The following is a 17559-nucleotide window of genomic DNA, read 5'->3' as shown; positions in this document are numbered from 1 at the left end:
TTCAGAAAAAATGCATTTGGGCGATTATTTTTAGTGAACGCACATTTTCTTAGATTGTGCTGATCCAAGCGTGATGAAAGCGCGTAAGTTGCGATTGGCCCTATCACCGCAATTTACCCTCTGCTGCAACAACACCGCTCAGATCTGTGTCACGGCGCCTTGCGCAACGACCGGACCGGTTGGGACGCCACCTGGCGCTCCGCCTTCCGGCTCCAGCGTAATCGCCAGAACCGATCCTTCGCCCCAGCCTTCCATCACTTCGGGGCCGATCATCACCGTGTTGCGGTCCGCGACAGAAACGACACCCATGGAAATTGGGTCGCCGCCCTGGATGGCCCAGAGTTCGTAGTCACGGTCCGGCACGGCCTCACCCGAAAGCGCGGTCAGACGCACCGCCCCGCTGCCGTCATAAAGAGCCACAAAACGTACATCGCTGTCTTCGGCGTCGAGCGCCGCCACCAATTGCGTTGTAAGGCTCGCCACATCGGGCGCCGGCTGAACCAGGGAAAGACCGATCGCCGCCACGGCGACTGCCAATGCGCCAGCCGTCAGCCCGCGCCACAAGGCCAGGGAGTCCCACCAACTGGTTCTCTTTTCCACGCCAAAGAGCCGCTTCTCCAGCGCCCCCAGCACATGGGCAGGCGGCTGTACTTGCTCAAAGCTCTCATCGAGCGCAGACAAGCGCATGAGCCAGAAATCCCGTTCGGCCCGCAGGCCCGCATCGGCCTCGATCAGCCGTTCCACACGGGCATGATTTGCCTGGTCTAGCAGCCCCAGCACATATTCGGCCACCAGCACCCGGTGCCGGTCGCCTTCATCTTCGGTGTGATCGGTGTCGCTCATGCCGTCAGGCACTCTCTCAGTTTTAGCAGGCTCCGCCGTAGCCAGGTTCGCATCGTGTTGAGCGGCACCGCATGGCGGCGCGCCAGTTCATCATAGCTGAAGCCATCGAGATAGGCTCCTCGCACAGCATCGGCGCGGTCCGGCTCGAGCGTTTGCAGACAACTCTCAATCTGCGCGCGCTCCTGGCCGTCCTCGGTCGCCCGCTCCGGCGTTGGACCGGCATCGGGTATTTCGAGGGCAACGTCGAGATCGTCGGCGGCCGGGCGGCGAGCCCGCAGAATGTCGAGCGCGTGGTTGCGCGCCACCGCCACAAGCCAGCTGATAGGGCTAGTCGTGCCGGCCACGTATCGATCAGCACGCTGCCAAATCTTGACGTAGACTTCCTGAATTGCCTCTTCGGCTTCCGAACGGTCCTTCAAGATACGGAGCACCACGCCGAAGAGTTTCGCGCTTGTGCGTTGATAGAGCGTGCGAAACGCCTCCCGGTCCCGCAGGGCGCAACGCCCGATCAGATCCGCGACCTCTTGCGACGCGTTGGGCAGAGCCATGGCTGGAAGTCTCCCTCGCAGCGCCCCCTCAGGCGCCTCATTGAACAACAACGCATGGGCGGGGAAAAGAGATCAGAACCCGATGCACTCACAACCGTCTTTTCCTTTGCGCGTTCATGCTCTAGACCCGTTGCGGTCTTTTCCGGCCATGCCACGCAAGGGGAGCCAGGTCCGTCCATGACTGAACCGAACAATTCGACCGACCGCTTCTCGCACGATGCGGGCATTCTGGCTCAGGCGCTGCCCTATATGCAGCGTTACGAGGGCAAGACGGTCGTGGTGAAATATGGCGGCCACGCCATGGGCGATGCGGACCTGCAACAGGCCTTCGCCCGCGACATCGCCCTCCTCAAGCAGTCCAAGGTCAACCCCATCGTTGTCCATGGCGGTGGCCCCCAGATTGCCTCAATGCTTAAGGGCCTCGGCATTGAATCCAAGTTCGAAGGGGGCTTACGCGTCACCGACAAGCGGACCATGGAAATCGTCGAGATGGTTCTCGCCGGCTCGATCAACAAGGAAATCGTCGCCACCATCAATGCCGAAGGCGAATGGGCCATTGGCCTGTGCGGCAAGGACGGCAACATGGTCTTCGCCAAGAAAGCCGAAAAGAAGTTCATCGACCCCGAATCCAATATCGAGCGACTGCTCGATCTCGGCTATGTTGGCGAGCCGGTCGAAGTGGACCGGACCCTCCTCGATCTCCTCGCCCGCTCCGAAATGATCCCGGTGATTGCTCCGGTGGCGCCCGGCCGCGACGGCAACACCTACAACATCAACGCCGACACCTTCGCTGGTGCCATCGCCGGCTCGCTCGGCGCCAAGCGCCTCCTGTTCCTCACCGACGTACCCGGCGTGCTCGACAAGAACAAAAAGCTCATCCCCGAGCTTTCCGTCAGCGAGGCCAAGGCACTGATCGCCGACGGCACCATTTCAGCCGGCATGATCCCCAAGGTCGAGACCTGCCTCGAAGCCTTGGACAATGGTGTGGAAGGCGTCGTCATCCTCAACGGCAAGACCCCGCACGTCGTCCTCGTCGAACTCTTCACCGAGCACGGCGCCGGCACCCTGATCGTGCGGTAGGAGCCGCCTCTCTAACCCTCCCTTCCTCAGGGACCGCGCCTCTTCTCCTCCCCCTCTCAGGGGGAGGCCGGGTGGGGGTACACCTGACATCAAGCTGACGCTTTCCCGCTACCTGTGGCCGAAATGCGCTAGCGGCTGCCGCACCTGTGTGAGACAGTTTCGGTTAACAGAGCACCGGTTTCGGTGTTCCACCCTTTCGGATCCCGGCAGTTTTTCGCAGCGATCCTACCCAGTCTCCTCCCGAAACTGGCAAGGGCCGCTCTCCCGAGCGGCCCTTTTTCTTGTCCAAAACGCTGTCCTCGCGCAGCCACCCTCTCCCTTGCGGGGAGGTAAGGGAAGGGGCTGAACCCTGCCCGGGCAGCAAAGCTACGCTCCTACACCTCCGCGGCGACATGCGCGGGGGCGCCCTGCCCCTGCCCACCCCGGCGGAACAGCGGCACCATGACCAGCACCAGGGCGAACACCCCCACCACATACCAGAGCGCCAGGCTCGAAGCGGTAGCGTACACCTGGTGCTGAGCCTCGCCGGCTGCAAACCCGCGGCCCAGGCTCGAAAAGAAGATCTCTCCGATCAGCGCCACGCCTAGGGCCCCGCCAACCTGCTGGAAAGCCTGCAGCGCACCCGACCCTGCCCCCGCGTCGCGCGGCGGGACATTGGCCAGCACCAGCTGGAACAGGGAGGAGAAGCCCAGGCCCAGCCCCACGCCAGCGATCAATAGCGGCGGCAAGAAGGCCCATGAGCTGATGCTGTCGCCCACCCCGGCGATATAGAAGTGCAGCCACAAAATCCCCCCGCTCAGCAGCGCCCCCGAAGCAGCCAGCCGGCCTCGCAGATAATGGCTGCCGAGACGCCCAGCGATCACTGAGGCGATCAGGACGCCCACCGAAAACGGCGTGTTGGTCAGCCCCGACTGCAGCGGGGTAAAATTGAACCCGCCCTGCAGCAGCAGCGAGATCACCATGAACATGCCCGGAATGCCCGAGGCAAAGACGGTGGTGACAAAGGCACCGAACATATACTGCCGATTGCTGATGAGACTGAAATTGAGCAATTGCGGTTCGTTGAGGCGCGCCCGGTTGCGCGTCCACAGCACAAAGCCGGCGAGCAACAGCAGCCCGGCGCCCATCATCGCGAACGCCCAGAGTGGCCATCCATAGGCACGGCCTTCAACGATGGGAAACACCACCGCCACGATGCCCAGGCCAAAGAGGCTTATTCCCACATAATCATTGCGGAGCTCGGCATTCCCCGGCGTACGGGGGATGATGAACCAGCCCAGTACCACCGCCGCAATGCCGATCGGCACGTTGACCAGGAAAATCGGCTGCCAGTCCATGCCGAAGAGATTAGCGCCGATCAGCACGCCGCCCAGGATTGGGCCGCACACCGACGCCAGCCCGGCCGAAAGCCCGAACAGGGAGAAGGCCTGCCCTCGCTCGTGCGGTGGGAAGGTGACGGTGGCGATGGCCAGCACCTGCGGCGCCATCATTGCCCCGCCCAGGCCTTGCAGCACGCGGGCAAAGATCAAAAATTCGATGCTGGGCGACAGCCCGCACAGCGCCGATGCGGTGGTGAAAGCCACCGTGCCCCAGAGGAACATCTTGGTGCGACCCACGATGTCACCCAACCGCCCGAAAGGCAGCAATCCCAGCGCAAAGGCGAGGATATAGGCCGCGACCACCCATTCGATCTGGTTGTCGGTAGCGCCCAGGCCATCGCGCATGGAGGGCAGCGCCACGTTGACGATGGTGACATCGATCAGGTTCATGAAATTGGCGATCAGCAGCACAAAGAGCGCCGGCCAGCGGCGCGGATCGGGTGCTGCAGCAGTGGTATCGGACATCGGTTTTATCCTTGTGACGCTTGCGGGCGCACAAACGCGCGCTCGAGTTCGGTGTAGAGCGCCTGCGCATCGCCAAAGCGGCCTCCTGTGCGGGCAAATTCGGAAAGGGCGCCGGTAAAGAGCAGCGCTCCGGCATCGGCATCGAGCGGCTGGCGAAAGGAGCCATCGACCACCCCCTGCCGCAGGATGTCGGCGATCTGGTTGATCCAGAACACGCGCATCGGCGACATGATCGCCGCCACTTCGGGATCGCGGCGGGCACGCTCACCCAGCTCCGCCATGACGATCAGAAGCTCGGGCTTGTCGCTGCGCAATTGCTGGAAGTCCTCGAACTCCATGCGCAGCAGTTCGAGGCCCGTCCGGCCCGCGCGCTGTCGGCTTTGCGCCTGGGCTTTGAAGTCGTCGCGGATGGATTCCGCCACCAACTCCACCAGGGCCGCTTTGCTGGGCACGTGGTAGTGCAGCGTCGCGACATTGATGCCGACATGCTGCGCAATGTCGCGCGTGCGCAGACCCTCAAGGCCTTTCTCGACGATCAGCCCGCGCGCTGCGGCGGCAATCGCGGTCCGGCGTTCGTCAGTGGTTTCGCGCTTGGTGTGGGTTTCGCTCATGGAGCGGCTCTCTACCGCCGCCACTATTATCAATCAAGTGATTGATTGGCAGAAAAGACATGCAGCAGTTGCAAGGCTCGCAGCCACCAGCCTACTCGAAATATTCAGGAAAATCGGTGATGGTTTGCGCCAGCAGCACTTCGGCCCGCGCCAGATGCGCCCGCATCGCGGCCTCCGCGGCAACAACGTCGCCTGCCACCACAGCACTGACAATCGCCTTGTGCTCACTGATGGCGCGCTGGCTCGAGGACACACCGAGCGTCAGATAGCGCACCCGGTCGAGCTGGATTTTGTGCTCGTCGATGAGCTGCCAGGCATATTCCACTCCGGCCAGCCGGGCGAGCGTACGGTGGAAAAGCTCATCAAGCGTATGGAAGCGCCGAGAGTCGTCCGCCGCCGATGCCTCTTCCTGTTCGATGATGAGCCCGTTCAGCACTTCGGCCGTATCCCGCCCTGGTTGGCCGGCTAGCCGTCGCACGATTTCGACCTCGATGGACTCACGGATGAAGCGCGATTGCCGCACGCCCTCGGGCGAAATCTTCTTGATGACCGTGGCGCGCTTGGGCCGGATCAACAACAGCCCCAACTGCGCCAGACGAATAAACGCCTCCCGCACCGGCTGCCGCGACACGCCATAGCGTCCCGCAATGTCGCTTTCCGAGATCACATCGCCGGGCTTCAGGCTCATCGTGATGATGTCGTCGCGCAGCGCATGCACCACGCGAAGCGACATGGTCGCCTCCCCCGGCTCGAGCACCTCCGCCATCACCATGATCGTCATTCCCTCGTCTGCGCCATGCGCCCCCTATCAACTGCCATACAAGCAAGGGCGCGGCAACAGCCCACCCCACCTGAGCTGTGGGCATTCCTTCGCGCGGTGACCGAATCGGTACGGTCCTGTGCTACAGTCCGGCATCAGTTACGCCGTGCGTGTTGTTCCGGATCGAGTGGGATGTGACGCATCGGCGCCAGGAGAACCGATGCAGGTAGCGATCGACATGGGGATGACGGCCGGCCACCAGCCCGCCACGCTCGACCTCGAAGAACTGCTGGCCACGCGCCTCCTCGTCCAGGGCAATTCCGGCTCGGGCAAGTCTCATTTGCTGCGGCGGCTCCTCGAGCAATCCGCGCCCTGGGTGCAGCAGTGCATTATTGATCCGGAAGGCGATTTCGTCACACTGTCCGACAAGTTCGGGCATCTGGTGGTCGACGCCACCCGCACCGAGGCGGAACTCACGCGCATCGCCGCGCGTGTTCGGCAGCATCGCGTTTCGGTCGTCCTTAACCTCGAAGGTCTCGACGTCGAGCAGCAAATGCGCGCCGCCGCCGCCTTTTTGGGCGGCATGTTCGATGCCGATCGTGACTTCTGGTACCCCATGCTGGTCGTGGTCGATGAAGCCCAGCTCTTTGCGCCCGCAGTGGCCGGCGAAGTCTCCGATGAAGCGCGCAAGCTCTCCCTGGGCGCCATGACCAACCTCATGTGCCGCGGCCGCAAGCGCGGGCTGGCGGGCGTCATTGCTACCCAGCGCCTTGCCAAGCTGGCCAAGAACGTCGCGGCCGAAGCGTCCAACTTCCTGATGGGCCGCACCTTCCTGGACATCGACATGGCGCGCGCTGCCGATCTGCTGGGCATGGAAAAGCGCCAGGCCGAACAGTTCCGCGATTTGGCCCGCGGCCACTTCGTGGCCTTGGGGCCGGCCATTTCCCGCCGGCCGCTGCCGATCACCATCGGTGCGGTCGAAACGTCCGCCCGCTCTACCAGCCCCAAGCTGACGCCGCTCCCCGAAGCGCCCGAAGACGCCGCTGATCTGATTTTCACTGCGGACCCGGACGAAGCCGTGCGCCCCGTCGTGCGCCGGCCGCCGCCACCGCCGCCGCCCTCCACCAACGACATCCTGGCCCAGGTCGTCCGTTCCCGGCCGCAAGGCGAAACGCCGGCTCCGCAATCGCTTTTCCCCGAGATCGACGAGGCCGAACGCGGCCGTCAGATCGACGATATCATGGTCGAACTGCTCGGCGACCCTGATGCGAGCTTCCGCACGGTCGCCGTCCTATATCAGGACTTCCTCGTCCGCTGCCGCATCCGCCGCGTGCCCGGCGAGCCACCGGCCCTGCCCGAGTTCAAGCGGCGCCTCGCCGTTGCCCGTGTGGCGCCCGATGCGGAAACGGCTCAATCCGATGGCTGGCAGCAAGCGCTGACACTGTCGCAAACGCTTAGCGATGACGTGCAGGGGGTGTTTCTAGTCTTGGCCCAGGCAGCGCTTACCGGCGCGCCCTGCCCCAGCGACGCCACTCTGGCGCGCCTTTATGGCACGCATTCCGCCAGCCGTGCCCGCCGCCTCCTCACCTGGTTCGAGGAACGGGGCCTTCTGGTGTTGCGGGTCGACTTCCGCAACAACCGCATCATTGCCTTTCCTGATCTCGGCGCCGAAACCGCGCCGGGCGATCCCAACGGCCCCGACGCCATGATCGACGAACGCGGCGCCGCCGAATAATTTCATCTCTCGACGGTCTTCCCTCCCTCTTCGAGGGGGAGGGCCAGGGTGGGGGTAGGTACCCCTCAATCGTCCTCGACAAACACTTCCTTGCGCTTCTGCCTGATGCTGGGCAGCACGGCGATCACCACCGACAACAGCGCTAGAGCGAGCAACACCGCCGAGATTGGGCGCTCAAGGAAGATCATCGGATCGCCGCGCGAGATGATCATCGCCCGGCGCAAATGTTCCTCCAGCAGCGGTCCCAGCACGAAGCCCAGGAGCAGCGGCGCCGGTTCGCAACCGAAGCGGATCAGCAGGTAGCCAACGATGCCGAAGAAGGCGATCGCATAGATGTCGTAGATGTTCTGATTGATCGAATAGGTGCCAATGCAGGCGAACAAGACGATGGCGGGAAACAGCATCCGATAGGGGATCGAGAGCATCTTTACCCATAGCCCCACCAGCGGCAAGTTGAGCACCACCAGCAGCAGATTGCCGATCCACATCGAGGCGATGATGCCCCAGAACAGCGCCGGCTGTTGGTTGATGACATTGGGGCCCGGCGTAATCCCCTGCAGGATAAAGGCGCCGATCATCAGCGCCATCACCGGATGGGCGGGAATGCCCAGGGTCATCAGCGGAATAAACGAGGTCTGGGCCGCGGCATTGTTGGCCGATTCCGGTCCGGCCACGCCTTCGATAGCCCCCTTGCCGAACTCTTCGGGGTGCTTGGACAAGCGCTTTTCGGCCGAGTAGGAGGCAAAGGCCGAAAGGATGTGCCCACCACCGGGCAAAACGCCCAGGATCGACCCCAGCCCGGTGCCGCGCAGCACCGGCATGATGATGCGCCGGAAGTCCTCGCGCGTCAGCCAGAGGTTCTTAACCTCTTTGACCCCGACATCTCGCTCGTGCTCGTTTTCGAGATTTCGCAGGATTTCGGCGACGCCGAATACGCCCACCGCCACGGCCACGAAGTTGAGCCCGCCGAAAAGCTCGCGGAAGCCGAAAGTGAAACGGGGCGTGCCGGTATAGATATCCTGCCCCACCATGCCGAGCAGCAGGCCGAGCACGATCATGCCCAGCGCCTTGATGATCGACCCATGCGCCAGGGCGATGGAGACCAGGAGGCCAAGGACGATAAGCGAGAAATACTCAGGCGCCCCGAAATTGAGCGCTGCTCTTGCCAACGGCGGCGCAAAAAACGCGAGCAAGAGCGTCGCAACAGAACCGGCAAAGAACGACCCCAGCGCCGCGGTTGCAAGTGCCGGGCCGGCCCGCCCTTGTCGCGCCATCTGGTAGCCGTCGATAGCCGTCACCGCAGCGGAACTCTCACCCGGCAAATTGATCAGGATCGCCGTGGTCGAGCCGCCATATTGGGCGCCGTAATAGATACCGGCGAGCATGATCAGCGCCGTTTCCGCCTGCAGCGTAAAGGTGATCGGCAGCAGCATGGCGATCGTCGCCGTGGGTCCAATGCCCGGCAGCACGCCCACCAGCGTGCCCAGCAGCACGCCGATGAAGCAGTAGAGAATGTTGATCGGGTCGAGCGCGACGGTGAAGCCGAGGGCGAGCGAAGAAAGTAGGTCCAATTGGGGTCTCCCGCCCTAGAACTGCAGCCAGGGGCCGAACCACGGCACGATGAGCCCGAGGCCCACCACAAAGATCAGCATGCAAAGAGTGCAGAGGCCGGTGGCGATGATGACAGCGGAAAGCCAGCTATTGTTGCGGCTCGACAGCGCCGTCGCCAGCCCCGACAGAAACACCACCGGAATAAAGCCCAGCCCGCGAATAGTGGCGGCAAAAAAGATGATCGTGCCTAGCACCAGAACAATGCCCCGCCAGGGCCAGGGCGTCCGTTCGTCGGCCTCCCCCTTGCGAAGACCGGCGGCAGCCGTTGCGATACCGAGCGCCACCAGAATGCCGCCCAGCACCACCGGCATGAAGCCCGGTCCCATGCGGAACGGGGTTCCCAGTTCGTAGGTCATCGCCTCGAGCGCAAAATAGGCGCCGAACGCCACAAACATGCCGCCCGCTGCGACATCCTTCTTGGATGCGGAAAATGCCATCCAGTCTCCCCCTGAAAAGTGAACCCCCGGCTCTTGGCGGCCGGAGGTTCGATTTGGCGCGCGGTGTGGCGCTTACTGCGCCGAAACGCCGGCCTCTTCGATCACGCCAGCCCAGAGCTCGATCTGGTTGCTGAGGCGTTCGCTGAGCGCATCGGGGGTCGCGTCGTCGGCGGCGACTGGTTCGGTCCCGAGTTCGGCAAAGCTCGTCCCCACCGTTTCATCGGCGAGGGCGGTCTGCAGCGACTGCGCGAGCCGGTCGATGATCGCCTGATCGGTACCCGCCGGGGCATAAAGGCCGTGCCAGATGGAGAGCTCGAAGTCCTCGATGCCGCCTTCGGCCATGGTCGGCACGTCGGGCAGCACGTCGATGCGCTCGGGCGTGGTGACGGCATAAGCCTTGATCTCGCCGGCCTGGATCTGGCTGGTCGTATTGGTGGTCTGGTCGCACATCATATCTATCTGGCCACCCAGGAGGTCGGTCATGGCCGGGCCCGTGCCCTGATAGGGCACCTCGGTCATCTGCGTGCCGAGCGCATCCATGAACAGGAGGCCACAAAGCTGGCTTGCCGCCCCGATGCCGGCATTGGCATAGGTGACGTCTTCGCCATTCTCCTTCACATGGGCAATAAGGTCCTCGAGCGTCTCGGGCTCGAAATCCTTGCGGGCGACGATGGTCATCGGCACTTCGGTGACCAGACCGATCGGTTCGAAGTCCTCGACCGGGTCATAAGGCAGGCTGGCGTATAGCGCAGGAGCCGTGGACATGCCGATATGGTGGAGCAGCAGCGTATAGCCATCCGCATTAGCGGCGGCGACTTGGCCGGCACCCAGCGTACCACCGGCGCCGCCAACATTCTGCACCACCACTTGCTGGCCCAGATCCTCGCTCATCGCCTGGGCGACGAGGCGGGTCACGGTGTCGGTCGGGCCGCCGGCCGAGAACGGCACGACGATGGTAACCGGCTGGGTTGGGAATTCCTGCGCCACGACCGCAGTCGCAGCAAAAGCGCTGCCGGCGAGCAGGCCGGCGGCAAGCAGTTGGGTTGTCGTCTTCATTGTAGTCCTCCCGAATTGAACATGGGGGTCGGCGTTCGTTGGCCAACCGCATCCAGTCTCTTGCAATCGCTGTGCCACCCGGCAAATGCAAGGCAGGTATGCAGCTGCAAGAGCCTATGCTAGAACCGCCGGCAAGAAATTGCCCAAAAGAATCGCTGTGGCCGGCAAGTTCTTGCCGATTGCAGGGGAGGATAGCGATGAGGTGGCTTGCGGCCTTGCGATTGCCGTGGGGTTGGTGGCGGGTGGCCGCCGCCGCCGGTGCGCTCGTCTCCATTGCCCTTGTCGCCTGGGTCGCCTTCGAAATCGCCCTCACGGGAGCCATTCGCGACACCGAAGAACTGGCGCAACGACGCCTAGCCCTGTTCGACCGCACGCTCGAGGCCATTATCGAGCGCTACCATTATCTGCCCGCCGCTATCTCCCAAGCCCGCGAATCCCGCGCGGCGCTGGAAAACCCCGACGACCCCGCTGCCGTAGAAGCGGCCAATGGCTATCTCAGCAAAATCAACGAGACGGCCGGCGCCGGCGAGATCTTCCTGATGAACGCCGAGGGTCATGTTGTTGCCGCCAGCAATTGGTGGACGCTGACCAGCCTCGTCGGCACCGATTACGCCTTCCGCCCCTATTTTGCCGACGCGATGGCCATGGGGCGGGCGAACTACTACGCCTTCGGCATCTCGACCAGCGTGCCCGGCTACTTCCTCTCCCAGCGTGTGGACGGTCCCAATGGCCCCATCGGCGTTGCGGTCACCAAGATTAATCTCGGGGAGATCGAAGCCAATTGGTGGCGTTCGGGCGAACTCATTGCCATCGCCGATCTCAATGATGTCGTTATCCTGTCCACCCGCCCCGACTGGCGCTATCGCCCCCTGCGCACCATCCGCCCCGATCGGGCGGAGATCGTCTCGTCCGACCAGCGCTACGGCGAAAACGGCATCGACAACACCGGCATCCTGGTCGATCGCTGGCCCTCGCGCGGCACCGAGTTCGCCTATATCGACAGCAAGGATCCCGAGGCGTCAGGCTATTTTCTCGTCGAGGAAATGCGGCTCCCCAAGCATGACTGGCGCATTTTATCGTTCAGCCCCGCCGGGCCCCTTAATGCCAGCGCCGCAATTGCCGCGAGCGCCGCCGCGCTTGGCTGGACGGCTCTCCTCCTGATTGCAACGCTCCTCGTCCAGCGCCAGCAGGCCGTGGCACAGCGCCTCTCCGATCATGAGCAGCTTGAGCAGCGGGTCGCCGAGCGCACCGAGGACCTCTACATCACCAACGAGGCCCTGCGTGCCGAGATCGCCGAACGCATCCGCGCTGAAAACGCCGAGCGCGAGGCTCAACAGAGTCTTGTGCAGGCGGCCAAGCTCGCCAGCCTTGGCCAGGCGCTCGCTGGCGTCGCCCACGAGGTCAGCCAGCCCGTTTCGGCCCTCGCCACCTATATCGCCAGTGCCCGGCTTGTCGCCGCCCAGCGGCAGGACAAGGATATCGTCGGTATTCTCTCCAGCATGGACAAGGTGGTCGACCGTCTCTCTTCGCTGACCAGTCACCTCAAGACCTTCGCCCGCAAGGAAACCCGCATCGACGCGACCGCGGAAATCGGCAGCGTCATCGCCAACGCCCTCGACCTGGTCGACCATAAGCTCAAGGCCTTTGGTGTCGATGTCGAATATCGCCGGCATCGCGGTCCGCTGCTGGTGAGGGGCAACCCCATCCATCTCGAGCAGGTGCTGATCAACCTCCTCTCCAACGCCGCCGACGCCATGGAGCACACGCCGGTCCGCGTCCTCTCCATCGGCGTTGCCACTGGCGGCGCCAGCGCCGAGGTTAGCATTGCCGATACCGGCGCGGGCATTCCCCAAGCCGAGCTGGGGAGCCTCTTCGATCCCTTCTACACCACCAAGCAAGCCGGCCGTGGCTTGGGCCTAGGGTTGTCGATTTCCTATGGCCTCGTCCGCGATATCGGTGGGGTCATCACCGTAGCCAGCCGCCCCGGCAAAGGCAGCACCTTCACCGTGCGCCTGCCTTTGGCCGCCCAAGTTCAGATCCGAGAGGAGACCGTCGCGTGAGCGAACCCATTATCCTGATCGTCGACGACGAGGAAATGATGCGCGTCGCCCTCGAACAATGGCTGCGCCTGTCGGGCTTCACCGCCCATGTCGCTACCAACGCCACCGAGGCGCTGGCCCTCCTTGATGACGTTCGGCCCCATGTCGTGCTCACCGATGTGCGCATGCCTGGCCTCTCAGGGATGGATTTGCTGCGAGCCGTCCGCGAGCGCGCCATCGCCACCGAGGTCATTCTCATCACCGGCCATGGCGATGTGCCTATGGCCGTTGAAGCCATGCGCGCCGGCGCCTTCGACTTCCTCCAAAAACCCTATGTGCCCGAGCAATTGGTCAAGACACTCCGCCGGGCCGCCGAACAGATCGCGCTCAAGCGCGAGGTTTCCGAGCTCCGCCGCAAGCTTGATGGCGGGGAAAGCGAATTGGCGACCCGCCTCATCGGCACCTCCCGCCTCATGGACGATCTGCGCCATCTCGTGCGCGAGCTCGCTGCCATCCCCACCGACGTCATCCTCTTGGGCGAAACCGGCACCGGCAAGGAAGTCGTGGCGCGATGCCTCCATGATTTCTCGCCGCGTGCGGCGGGTCCCTTTGTCGCCGTCAACTGCGCCGCGATCCCCGCCGAGCTCATCGAGTCCGAACTCTTCGGCCACGAGGCCGGCGCCTATACCGGCGCCCGCGACAAGCGCATCGGCAAGTTCGAATTTACCAATGGCGGCACGCTGCTGCTGGATGAAATCGAATCCATGCCGCTTTTGGCCCAGGCCAAGGTGCTGCGGGTCATCCAGGAGCGGGCGGTGGAGCGCGTCGGGTCCAACCGGCTCATTCCGCTCGACATCCGTATCATCGCCGCCTCCAAAGCCGATCTGCGCGCCGAAAGCGAAGCCGGCCGCTTCCGTGCCGATCTCTATTACCGGCTCAACATGGCGACCATTCCGCTCGCTCCGCTCCGGGACCGCGGCGATGACTGCGTGCTGCTCTTCCATCACTTCCTCGCCGAAGCCGCACGCCGCTTCGATAAGCCCGCGCCCTCGCTGCACCCCGCCGACGTCAATGCACTGATGGTCCATTCCTGGCCCGGCAATGTGCGCGAACTGCGCGCCGCCGCCGAGCGCTTCGCGCTCGGCCTCGATGCTCCCGGCCGCTCCCTGGGCAATCTCCTCGGCGCCGAAGCCTCGCCCGCGCCCGCTGCAGCCAGCCTCGCCGAACGCGTCGCCGCCTATGAGCGCCACGTCATCGAAGCCGAGCTGGCGCGTCACAACGACTCCATCGCCGCCGTCGTTGACGCCCTCCAGGTCCCCCGCCGTACGCTGAGCGAAAAAATGTCCCGCCTCGGCGTGCGCCGCCAATCGGCCTAGCGAGACACCGCCCCAAAGTGTAGCCCACCCCCCTTTCGGGAGGAGGCCAGGAGGGGGCTGTTCCTAGATTCACCCCACCAATTCCACCCGCAGCCCAAACTGCGCTGACTTCCCCGCCTCCAGCACCGTCGTAAACGGGCGGTCCTCAATCCGGTCCGACCCATCCACCTCGGCGGCCATGCCGTGCCAGGGTTCGAGGCAGAGGAAGGGCGCTTCCCCTGGCTTTGACCACAGTGCAAAGTTCGGCAGGTTATGCCAACCCAGCTGCACCGCCGTTTCACCTGACTGGAAGCGCGCGCCAGTCCCGGCTCCATCTGGGAAGATCATCGCATCGGCATCGAAGAACGCGTGCTGCACGGTTACGTCACCGCCCTCGAAGGGCGATGGCAGTCGCTCGGGCTTTACCAACCCAGCGGCCAGGCGCACCATGGCTGGCTCGGCGCTATTGTCCAGGCGCACCCAGTGCGGCTCACCCTCGCATCCCGGCAGCGGCCACAGAAATGCCGGATGGAAGCCAAAGCCGAACGGCATGGGCTGTTCGTCCCGGTTCTCCACCACCGCAGCGATGTGGACGCTCCGCTCCTCGACGCGATAGTCGAGCGTCAGCCGGAACGAGAACGGGTAGATCGACTTCGTCGTGCCGCTTGCGCTCAGTTCAAACCGGCACGAGCTTGCCTCGCTCGACACAAGGTCAAATTCAGTCCGTCGCGCAAAGCCGTGCTGCCCCATGGGGTAGAGTTCACCCTCGATCCGCACCTGATCGTTGGGCGCCTTGCCCACAATGGGGAAAAGGATCGGCGCCCGTCCCGTCCAGAATGCCGGGTCGCCATCCCACAGCCAATCCCGTCCGTCGCTGGTCGTCAGGCGCTGCATCTCCGCCCCCAGCGGGGAGATGGCGACGCTCAATTGGTCACTGGCGATGGTGACGAGATTCATGGCTGCGGCTCCTCCGAACTTTCCGGACTATTCCACGCCGGGAACCCGCTGCGAACCCCTCTCCGCTCCCACCGCTCTCCCGCAGAACGCCGACACTCCTCCCGCGTTGCCCAACATCCCCCATCCCACCCCTCATTCGCCCCTCCCCTCCCAGGGGGAGGCCGGGTGGGGGTTCTTCTCTAAAGGACGCCCCCTTGAGCCCCCCGCCCCAAAACCGCTACTGACCACCAATGTCCCTGCCGCCCCTGCCCATCGACGACGCCCTGCCGGCCCTCCATGCGGCCTTGGCCTCCGGCCCCTATGCCGTGCTCGTCGCGCCGCCCGGCGCCGGCAAGACCACCCGCGTGCCCCTCGCCCTGCTCGATGCATCCTGGCGCGGCGACGGTCGCATCCTCATGCTCGAGCCACGCCGCCTCGCCGCGCGCGCCGCCGCCGCGCAGATGGCCCGGCTGCTCGGCGAAAACGTGGGGGAGAACGTCGGCTATCGCGTGCGCATGGACAACAAGGTCTCGGCTAAGACCCGTATCGAGATCGTCACCGAAGGTGTCTTCACCCGCATGGCGCTTGATGATCCCGAGTTCACCGGCATTGCCGCCGTGCTCTTTGACGAATTCCATGAACGCAGTCTCGATGGCGATCTCGGCCTTGCCCTGGCGCTCGACGCCGCCGCCCTCCGCCCCGATCTGCGCGTCCTCGTCATGTCCGCAACGCTCGACGGCGCCCGCGTCGCCCGGCTCCTGGGCGATGCACCCGTGATCGAAAGCCGCGGCCGCGCCTTTCCGGTGGAAACGCTTTACCGCGAACCCGATCCGCTGGGCCGCCTTGAAGACCAGGTCACTGCCGCTATCCTCGCGACCCTGCGTGAGCACGAAGGCTCCATGCTCGTCTTTCTGCCCGGCCAAGGCGAGATCACCCGCACGGCCGAGCGCCTCGCCAGCCGCGTCCCGGCCCAGGTCGATATCGCCCCACTCTATGGCCAGCTCACCCCGGCCGAGCAGGACCGCGCCATTCGCCCCGCCGAAGGGGGCCGCCGCAAGATTGTGCTCGCGACCTCGATCGCCGAAACGTCGCTGACCATCGATGGGGTCCGCATCGTCATCGATTCCGGCTTCCGCCGCGTGCCCGTCTATGAGCCGGGCACCGGCCTCACCACCCTCGAAACTCGGCGCGTCTCGCGCGCTGCCGCCGACCAGCGCCGCGGCCGCGCCGGCCGCACTAGCCCCGGCATCGCCATCCGCCTGTGGAACCAGGGGCAGACCGCCGCCCTTGAACCCTTTGACACGCCTGAGATCCTTGCGGCCGATCTCAGCCCCCTCGCCCTCGATCTCGCCGCCTGGGGCGTCACCGATCCAGCGGCGCTCGCCTTTCTCGATCCGCCGCCAAAACCCGCCTGGGCCGAAGCCGTGGGCCTGTTGCAGCGCCTCGACGCCCTCGATGGCGGAGGCCACATCACCGCTATGGGCAAGCAACTCGCCCGCCTGCCGCTCCATCCGCGCCTCGCCCACATGGTCATTGCCGCTGCGGGGGAAGACGACGCCACCAGCGCGGCGGAACTCGCCATGCTCCTGTCCGAACGGGGCCTGGGCGGTGACAGCATCGACCTCGCCCAGCGTCTCGATCGCTTCCGCACCGATCGCTCCAAGCGCGCCACGGACGCACGAGCGCTTGCCCGCCGCTGGGCGAGCCTTGCTGGTGGAGGCATTGGCAGCAACCGCGCCCCGGGCCGTCACCTCGCCCGCGCCTTTCCCGATCGCATTGCCCAGGCCGCCGGTGCGCGCGGCCGCTTTCGCCTCGCCAATGGCCGCCAGGCTACCCTCGAGCAGACCGATGCGCTCGGCGCAGCGCCCTTTCTGGTGGTCGCCGATGTCACCGGCACTGCCGCCACCAGCCGCATCCGCAGCGCCGCCGCCCTCGACCGCGCTGATCTCGAAGAGCTCTTTGCCCCCCGCATCATCCATGGCGAAATCCTCAGCTTCGACCCCGCGTCGGGCAGCGTGCGCGCCCGCCGCACCCGCCAGCTCGACGCACTCCGCCTCGCCGACGAACCGGTAGCCATCTCCGACCTCCACCAAGCCGCGCAGCTGCTCGCCGAAGCCGCCCTCGATCGCCCTGAAAGCCTGCCCTGGAGCCGCGACCAAAAGGCCCTGCGCGCCCGTGCCAGTTTCCTCCACCAGACCATCGGCGCGCCCTGGCCCGATCTCTCCGATCAGGCGCTCGCGACCGATCCCGACTGGCTCGCCCCGCATCTCCTAGGCGAAACCCGCCTTGCCGCCATCACCGCCGAGCATCTGGGCGCCGCGCTCGATACGCTCCTCCCCTGGTCGGCGCGCCAGGAGATCGACAAGCTCCTCCCCAGCCATTTCAATGCCCCCTCCGGCTCGCACCTGCCCATCGACTACGCCGCCGAAAACGGCCCCGCCCTTGAAGTGCGTGTGCAGGAGCTCTTCGGGCTCGACCGCCATCCGGCGGTCGCCGGCGGCAAGGTGCCATTGCTGCTGGTCCTCCTCTCCCCCGCCCACCGGCCCATCCAGACCACGCGCGACCTGCCCGGCTTCTGGCGCGGCTCCTGGCGCGATGTCGCCAAGGATCTCAAGGGCCGTTATCCCCGCCACTTCTGGCCCGACGATCCCCTCACCGCCCAGGCGACCAACCGCGCCAAACCAAGAGGCACCTAACCCTCCCT

At 64.9% G+C, this 17559-nt stretch carries 14 protein-coding genes; 5 read left to right on the top strand and 9 right to left on the bottom strand.

Annotation, left to right across the window (positions count from 1 at the left end):
- Positions 1-138: 138 nt before the first annotated feature.
- Positions 139-843: an anti-sigma factor gene (locus tag QOV41_RS03010; RefSeq protein WP_284579421.1), complete on the bottom strand. Its 705-nt coding sequence runs from the start codon at positions 841-843 to the stop codon at positions 139-141.
- A complete protein-coding gene (locus QOV41_RS03005; RefSeq protein WP_284579419.1) occupies positions 840-1391 on the bottom strand; it encodes a sigma-70 family RNA polymerase sigma factor in 552 nt (183 codons plus the stop codon). Before QOV41_RS03005 ends, QOV41_RS03010 begins: the two co-directional genes overlap by 4 nt.
- Positions 1392-1568: 177 nt before the next feature.
- Here QOV41_RS03005 and argB point away from each other — a divergent pair, with 177 nt between their 5' ends.
- The gene (argB, locus tag QOV41_RS03000; RefSeq protein ID WP_284579418.1) at positions 1569-2471 is read left to right on the top strand and encodes an acetylglutamate kinase; all 903 of its coding nucleotides are present in this window, start codon (positions 1569-1571) and stop codon (positions 2469-2471) included.
- A gap of 374 nt (positions 2472-2845) precedes the next feature.
- Here the strand turns inward: argB and QOV41_RS02995 are convergent, their stop codons facing one another.
- The 3 genes from QOV41_RS02995 to QOV41_RS02985 form a co-directional block, all read right to left on the bottom strand.
- Positions 2846-4315, bottom strand: a complete 1470-nt coding sequence (locus tag QOV41_RS02995; RefSeq protein WP_284579417.1) for a DHA2 family efflux MFS transporter permease subunit — start codon at positions 4313-4315, stop codon at positions 2846-2848.
- Positions 4316-4320: 5 nt separating this feature from the next.
- Complete coding sequence (locus tag QOV41_RS02990; protein WP_284579415.1) at positions 4321-4926, bottom strand: TetR/AcrR family transcriptional regulator; 606 nt, start codon at positions 4924-4926, stop codon at positions 4321-4323.
- Between the two features lie 91 nt (positions 4927-5017).
- Positions 5018-5707 (bottom strand): GntR family transcriptional regulator, encoded by a 690-nt coding sequence (locus QOV41_RS02985; protein ID WP_284579414.1) that lies wholly within the window; start codon positions 5705-5707, stop codon positions 5018-5020.
- 199 nt (positions 5708-5906) lie between these two features.
- On the opposite strand from QOV41_RS02985, the gene QOV41_RS02980 reads away from it, so the two are divergent.
- On the top strand, positions 5907-7421 hold the full coding sequence (locus QOV41_RS02980) for a helicase HerA domain-containing protein (protein ID WP_284579413.1): 1515 nt from the start codon (positions 5907-5909) through the stop codon (positions 7419-7421).
- A 65-nt stretch (positions 7422-7486) separates the two neighbouring features.
- On the opposite strand, the gene QOV41_RS02975 is transcribed toward QOV41_RS02980, so the two are convergent.
- The 3 genes from QOV41_RS02975 to QOV41_RS02965 all read right to left on the bottom strand — a co-directional run bounded on the left by QOV41_RS02975 (position 7487) and on the right by QOV41_RS02965 (position 10525).
- On the bottom strand, positions 7487-8992 hold the full coding sequence (locus QOV41_RS02975) for a tripartite tricarboxylate transporter permease (RefSeq protein WP_284579412.1): 1506 nt from the start codon (positions 8990-8992) through the stop codon (positions 7487-7489).
- Between the two features lie 15 nt (positions 8993-9007).
- Positions 9008-9469, bottom strand: coding sequence for a tripartite tricarboxylate transporter TctB family protein (locus QOV41_RS02970; RefSeq protein ID WP_284579411.1), 462 nt, complete (start codon positions 9467-9469; stop codon positions 9008-9010).
- A gap of 72 nt (positions 9470-9541) precedes the next feature.
- Positions 9542-10525 carry a tripartite tricarboxylate transporter substrate-binding protein gene (locus QOV41_RS02965; protein ID WP_284579410.1) on the bottom strand — a complete coding sequence of 328 codons (984 nt, stop codon included), beginning with the start codon at positions 10523-10525 and terminating at the stop codon, positions 9542-9544.
- A 197-nt stretch (positions 10526-10722) separates the two neighbouring features.
- Here QOV41_RS02965 and QOV41_RS02960 point away from each other — a divergent pair, with 197 nt between their 5' ends.
- Both QOV41_RS02960 and QOV41_RS02955 read left to right on the top strand, forming a co-directional pair.
- Positions 10723-12585: an ATP-binding protein gene (locus QOV41_RS02960; RefSeq protein WP_284579408.1), complete on the top strand. Its 1863-nt coding sequence runs from the start codon at positions 10723-10725 to the stop codon at positions 12583-12585.
- Complete coding sequence (locus tag QOV41_RS02955; protein WP_284579406.1) at positions 12582-13940, top strand: sigma-54-dependent transcriptional regulator; 1359 nt, start codon at positions 12582-12584, stop codon at positions 13938-13940. Before QOV41_RS02960 ends, QOV41_RS02955 begins: the two co-directional genes overlap by 4 nt.
- Positions 13941-14009: 69 nt before the next feature.
- Here QOV41_RS02955 and QOV41_RS02950 read toward each other — a convergent pair whose 3' ends face one another.
- Positions 14010-14876: an aldose 1-epimerase family protein gene (locus tag QOV41_RS02950; protein ID WP_284579405.1), complete on the bottom strand. Its 867-nt coding sequence runs from the start codon at positions 14874-14876 to the stop codon at positions 14010-14012.
- A gap of 230 nt (positions 14877-15106) precedes the next feature.
- Here QOV41_RS02950 and hrpB point away from each other — a divergent pair, with 230 nt between their 5' ends.
- Positions 15107-17551, top strand: a complete 2445-nt coding sequence (gene hrpB / locus QOV41_RS02945; protein WP_284579403.1) for an ATP-dependent helicase HrpB — start codon at positions 15107-15109, stop codon at positions 17549-17551.
- Positions 17552-17559 lie beyond the last annotated feature (8 nt).

The sequence above is a fragment of the Devosia sp. RR2S18 genome, assembly GCF_030177755.1.
GTDB classification, from domain to species: Bacteria; Pseudomonadota; Alphaproteobacteria; order Rhizobiales; family Devosiaceae; genus Devosia; species Devosia rhizosphaerae.
This window is presented reverse-complemented; position numbering and strand designations above follow the sequence as displayed.

Coding starts and splice junctions, on each gene's coding strand:
- QOV41_RS03010 (WP_284579421.1), bottom strand. CDS start 843: ATGAGCGACACCGATCACACCGAAGATGAAGGCGACCGGCACCGGGTG.
- QOV41_RS03005 (WP_284579419.1), bottom strand. CDS start 1,391: ATGGCTCTGCCCAACGCGTCGCAAGAGGTCGCGGATCTGATCGGGCGT.
- argB (WP_284579418.1), top strand. CDS start 1,569: ATGACTGAACCGAACAATTCGACCGACCGCTTCTCGCACGATGCGGGC.
- QOV41_RS02995 (WP_284579417.1), bottom strand. CDS start 4,315: ATGTCCGATACCACTGCTGCAGCACCCGATCCGCGCCGCTGGCCGGCG.
- QOV41_RS02990 (WP_284579415.1), bottom strand. CDS start 4,926: ATGAGCGAAACCCACACCAAGCGCGAAACCACTGACGAACGCCGGACC.
- QOV41_RS02985 (WP_284579414.1), bottom strand. CDS start 5,707: ATGACGATCATGGTGATGGCGGAGGTGCTCGAGCCGGGGGAGGCGACC.
- QOV41_RS02980 (WP_284579413.1), top strand. CDS start 5,907: ATGCAGGTAGCGATCGACATGGGGATGACGGCCGGCCACCAGCCCGCC.
- QOV41_RS02970 (WP_284579411.1), bottom strand. CDS start 9,469: ATGGCATTTTCCGCATCCAAGAAGGATGTCGCAGCGGGCGGCATGTTT.
- QOV41_RS02965 (WP_284579410.1), bottom strand. CDS start 10,525: ATGAAGACGACAACCCAACTGCTTGCCGCCGGCCTGCTCGCCGGCAGC.
- QOV41_RS02960 (WP_284579408.1), top strand. CDS start 10,723: ATGAGGTGGCTTGCGGCCTTGCGATTGCCGTGGGGTTGGTGGCGGGTG.
- QOV41_RS02950 (WP_284579405.1), bottom strand. CDS start 14,876: ATGAATCTCGTCACCATCGCCAGTGACCAATTGAGCGTCGCCATCTCC.
- hrpB (WP_284579403.1), top strand. CDS start 15,107: ATGTCCCTGCCGCCCCTGCCCATCGACGACGCCCTGCCGGCCCTCCAT.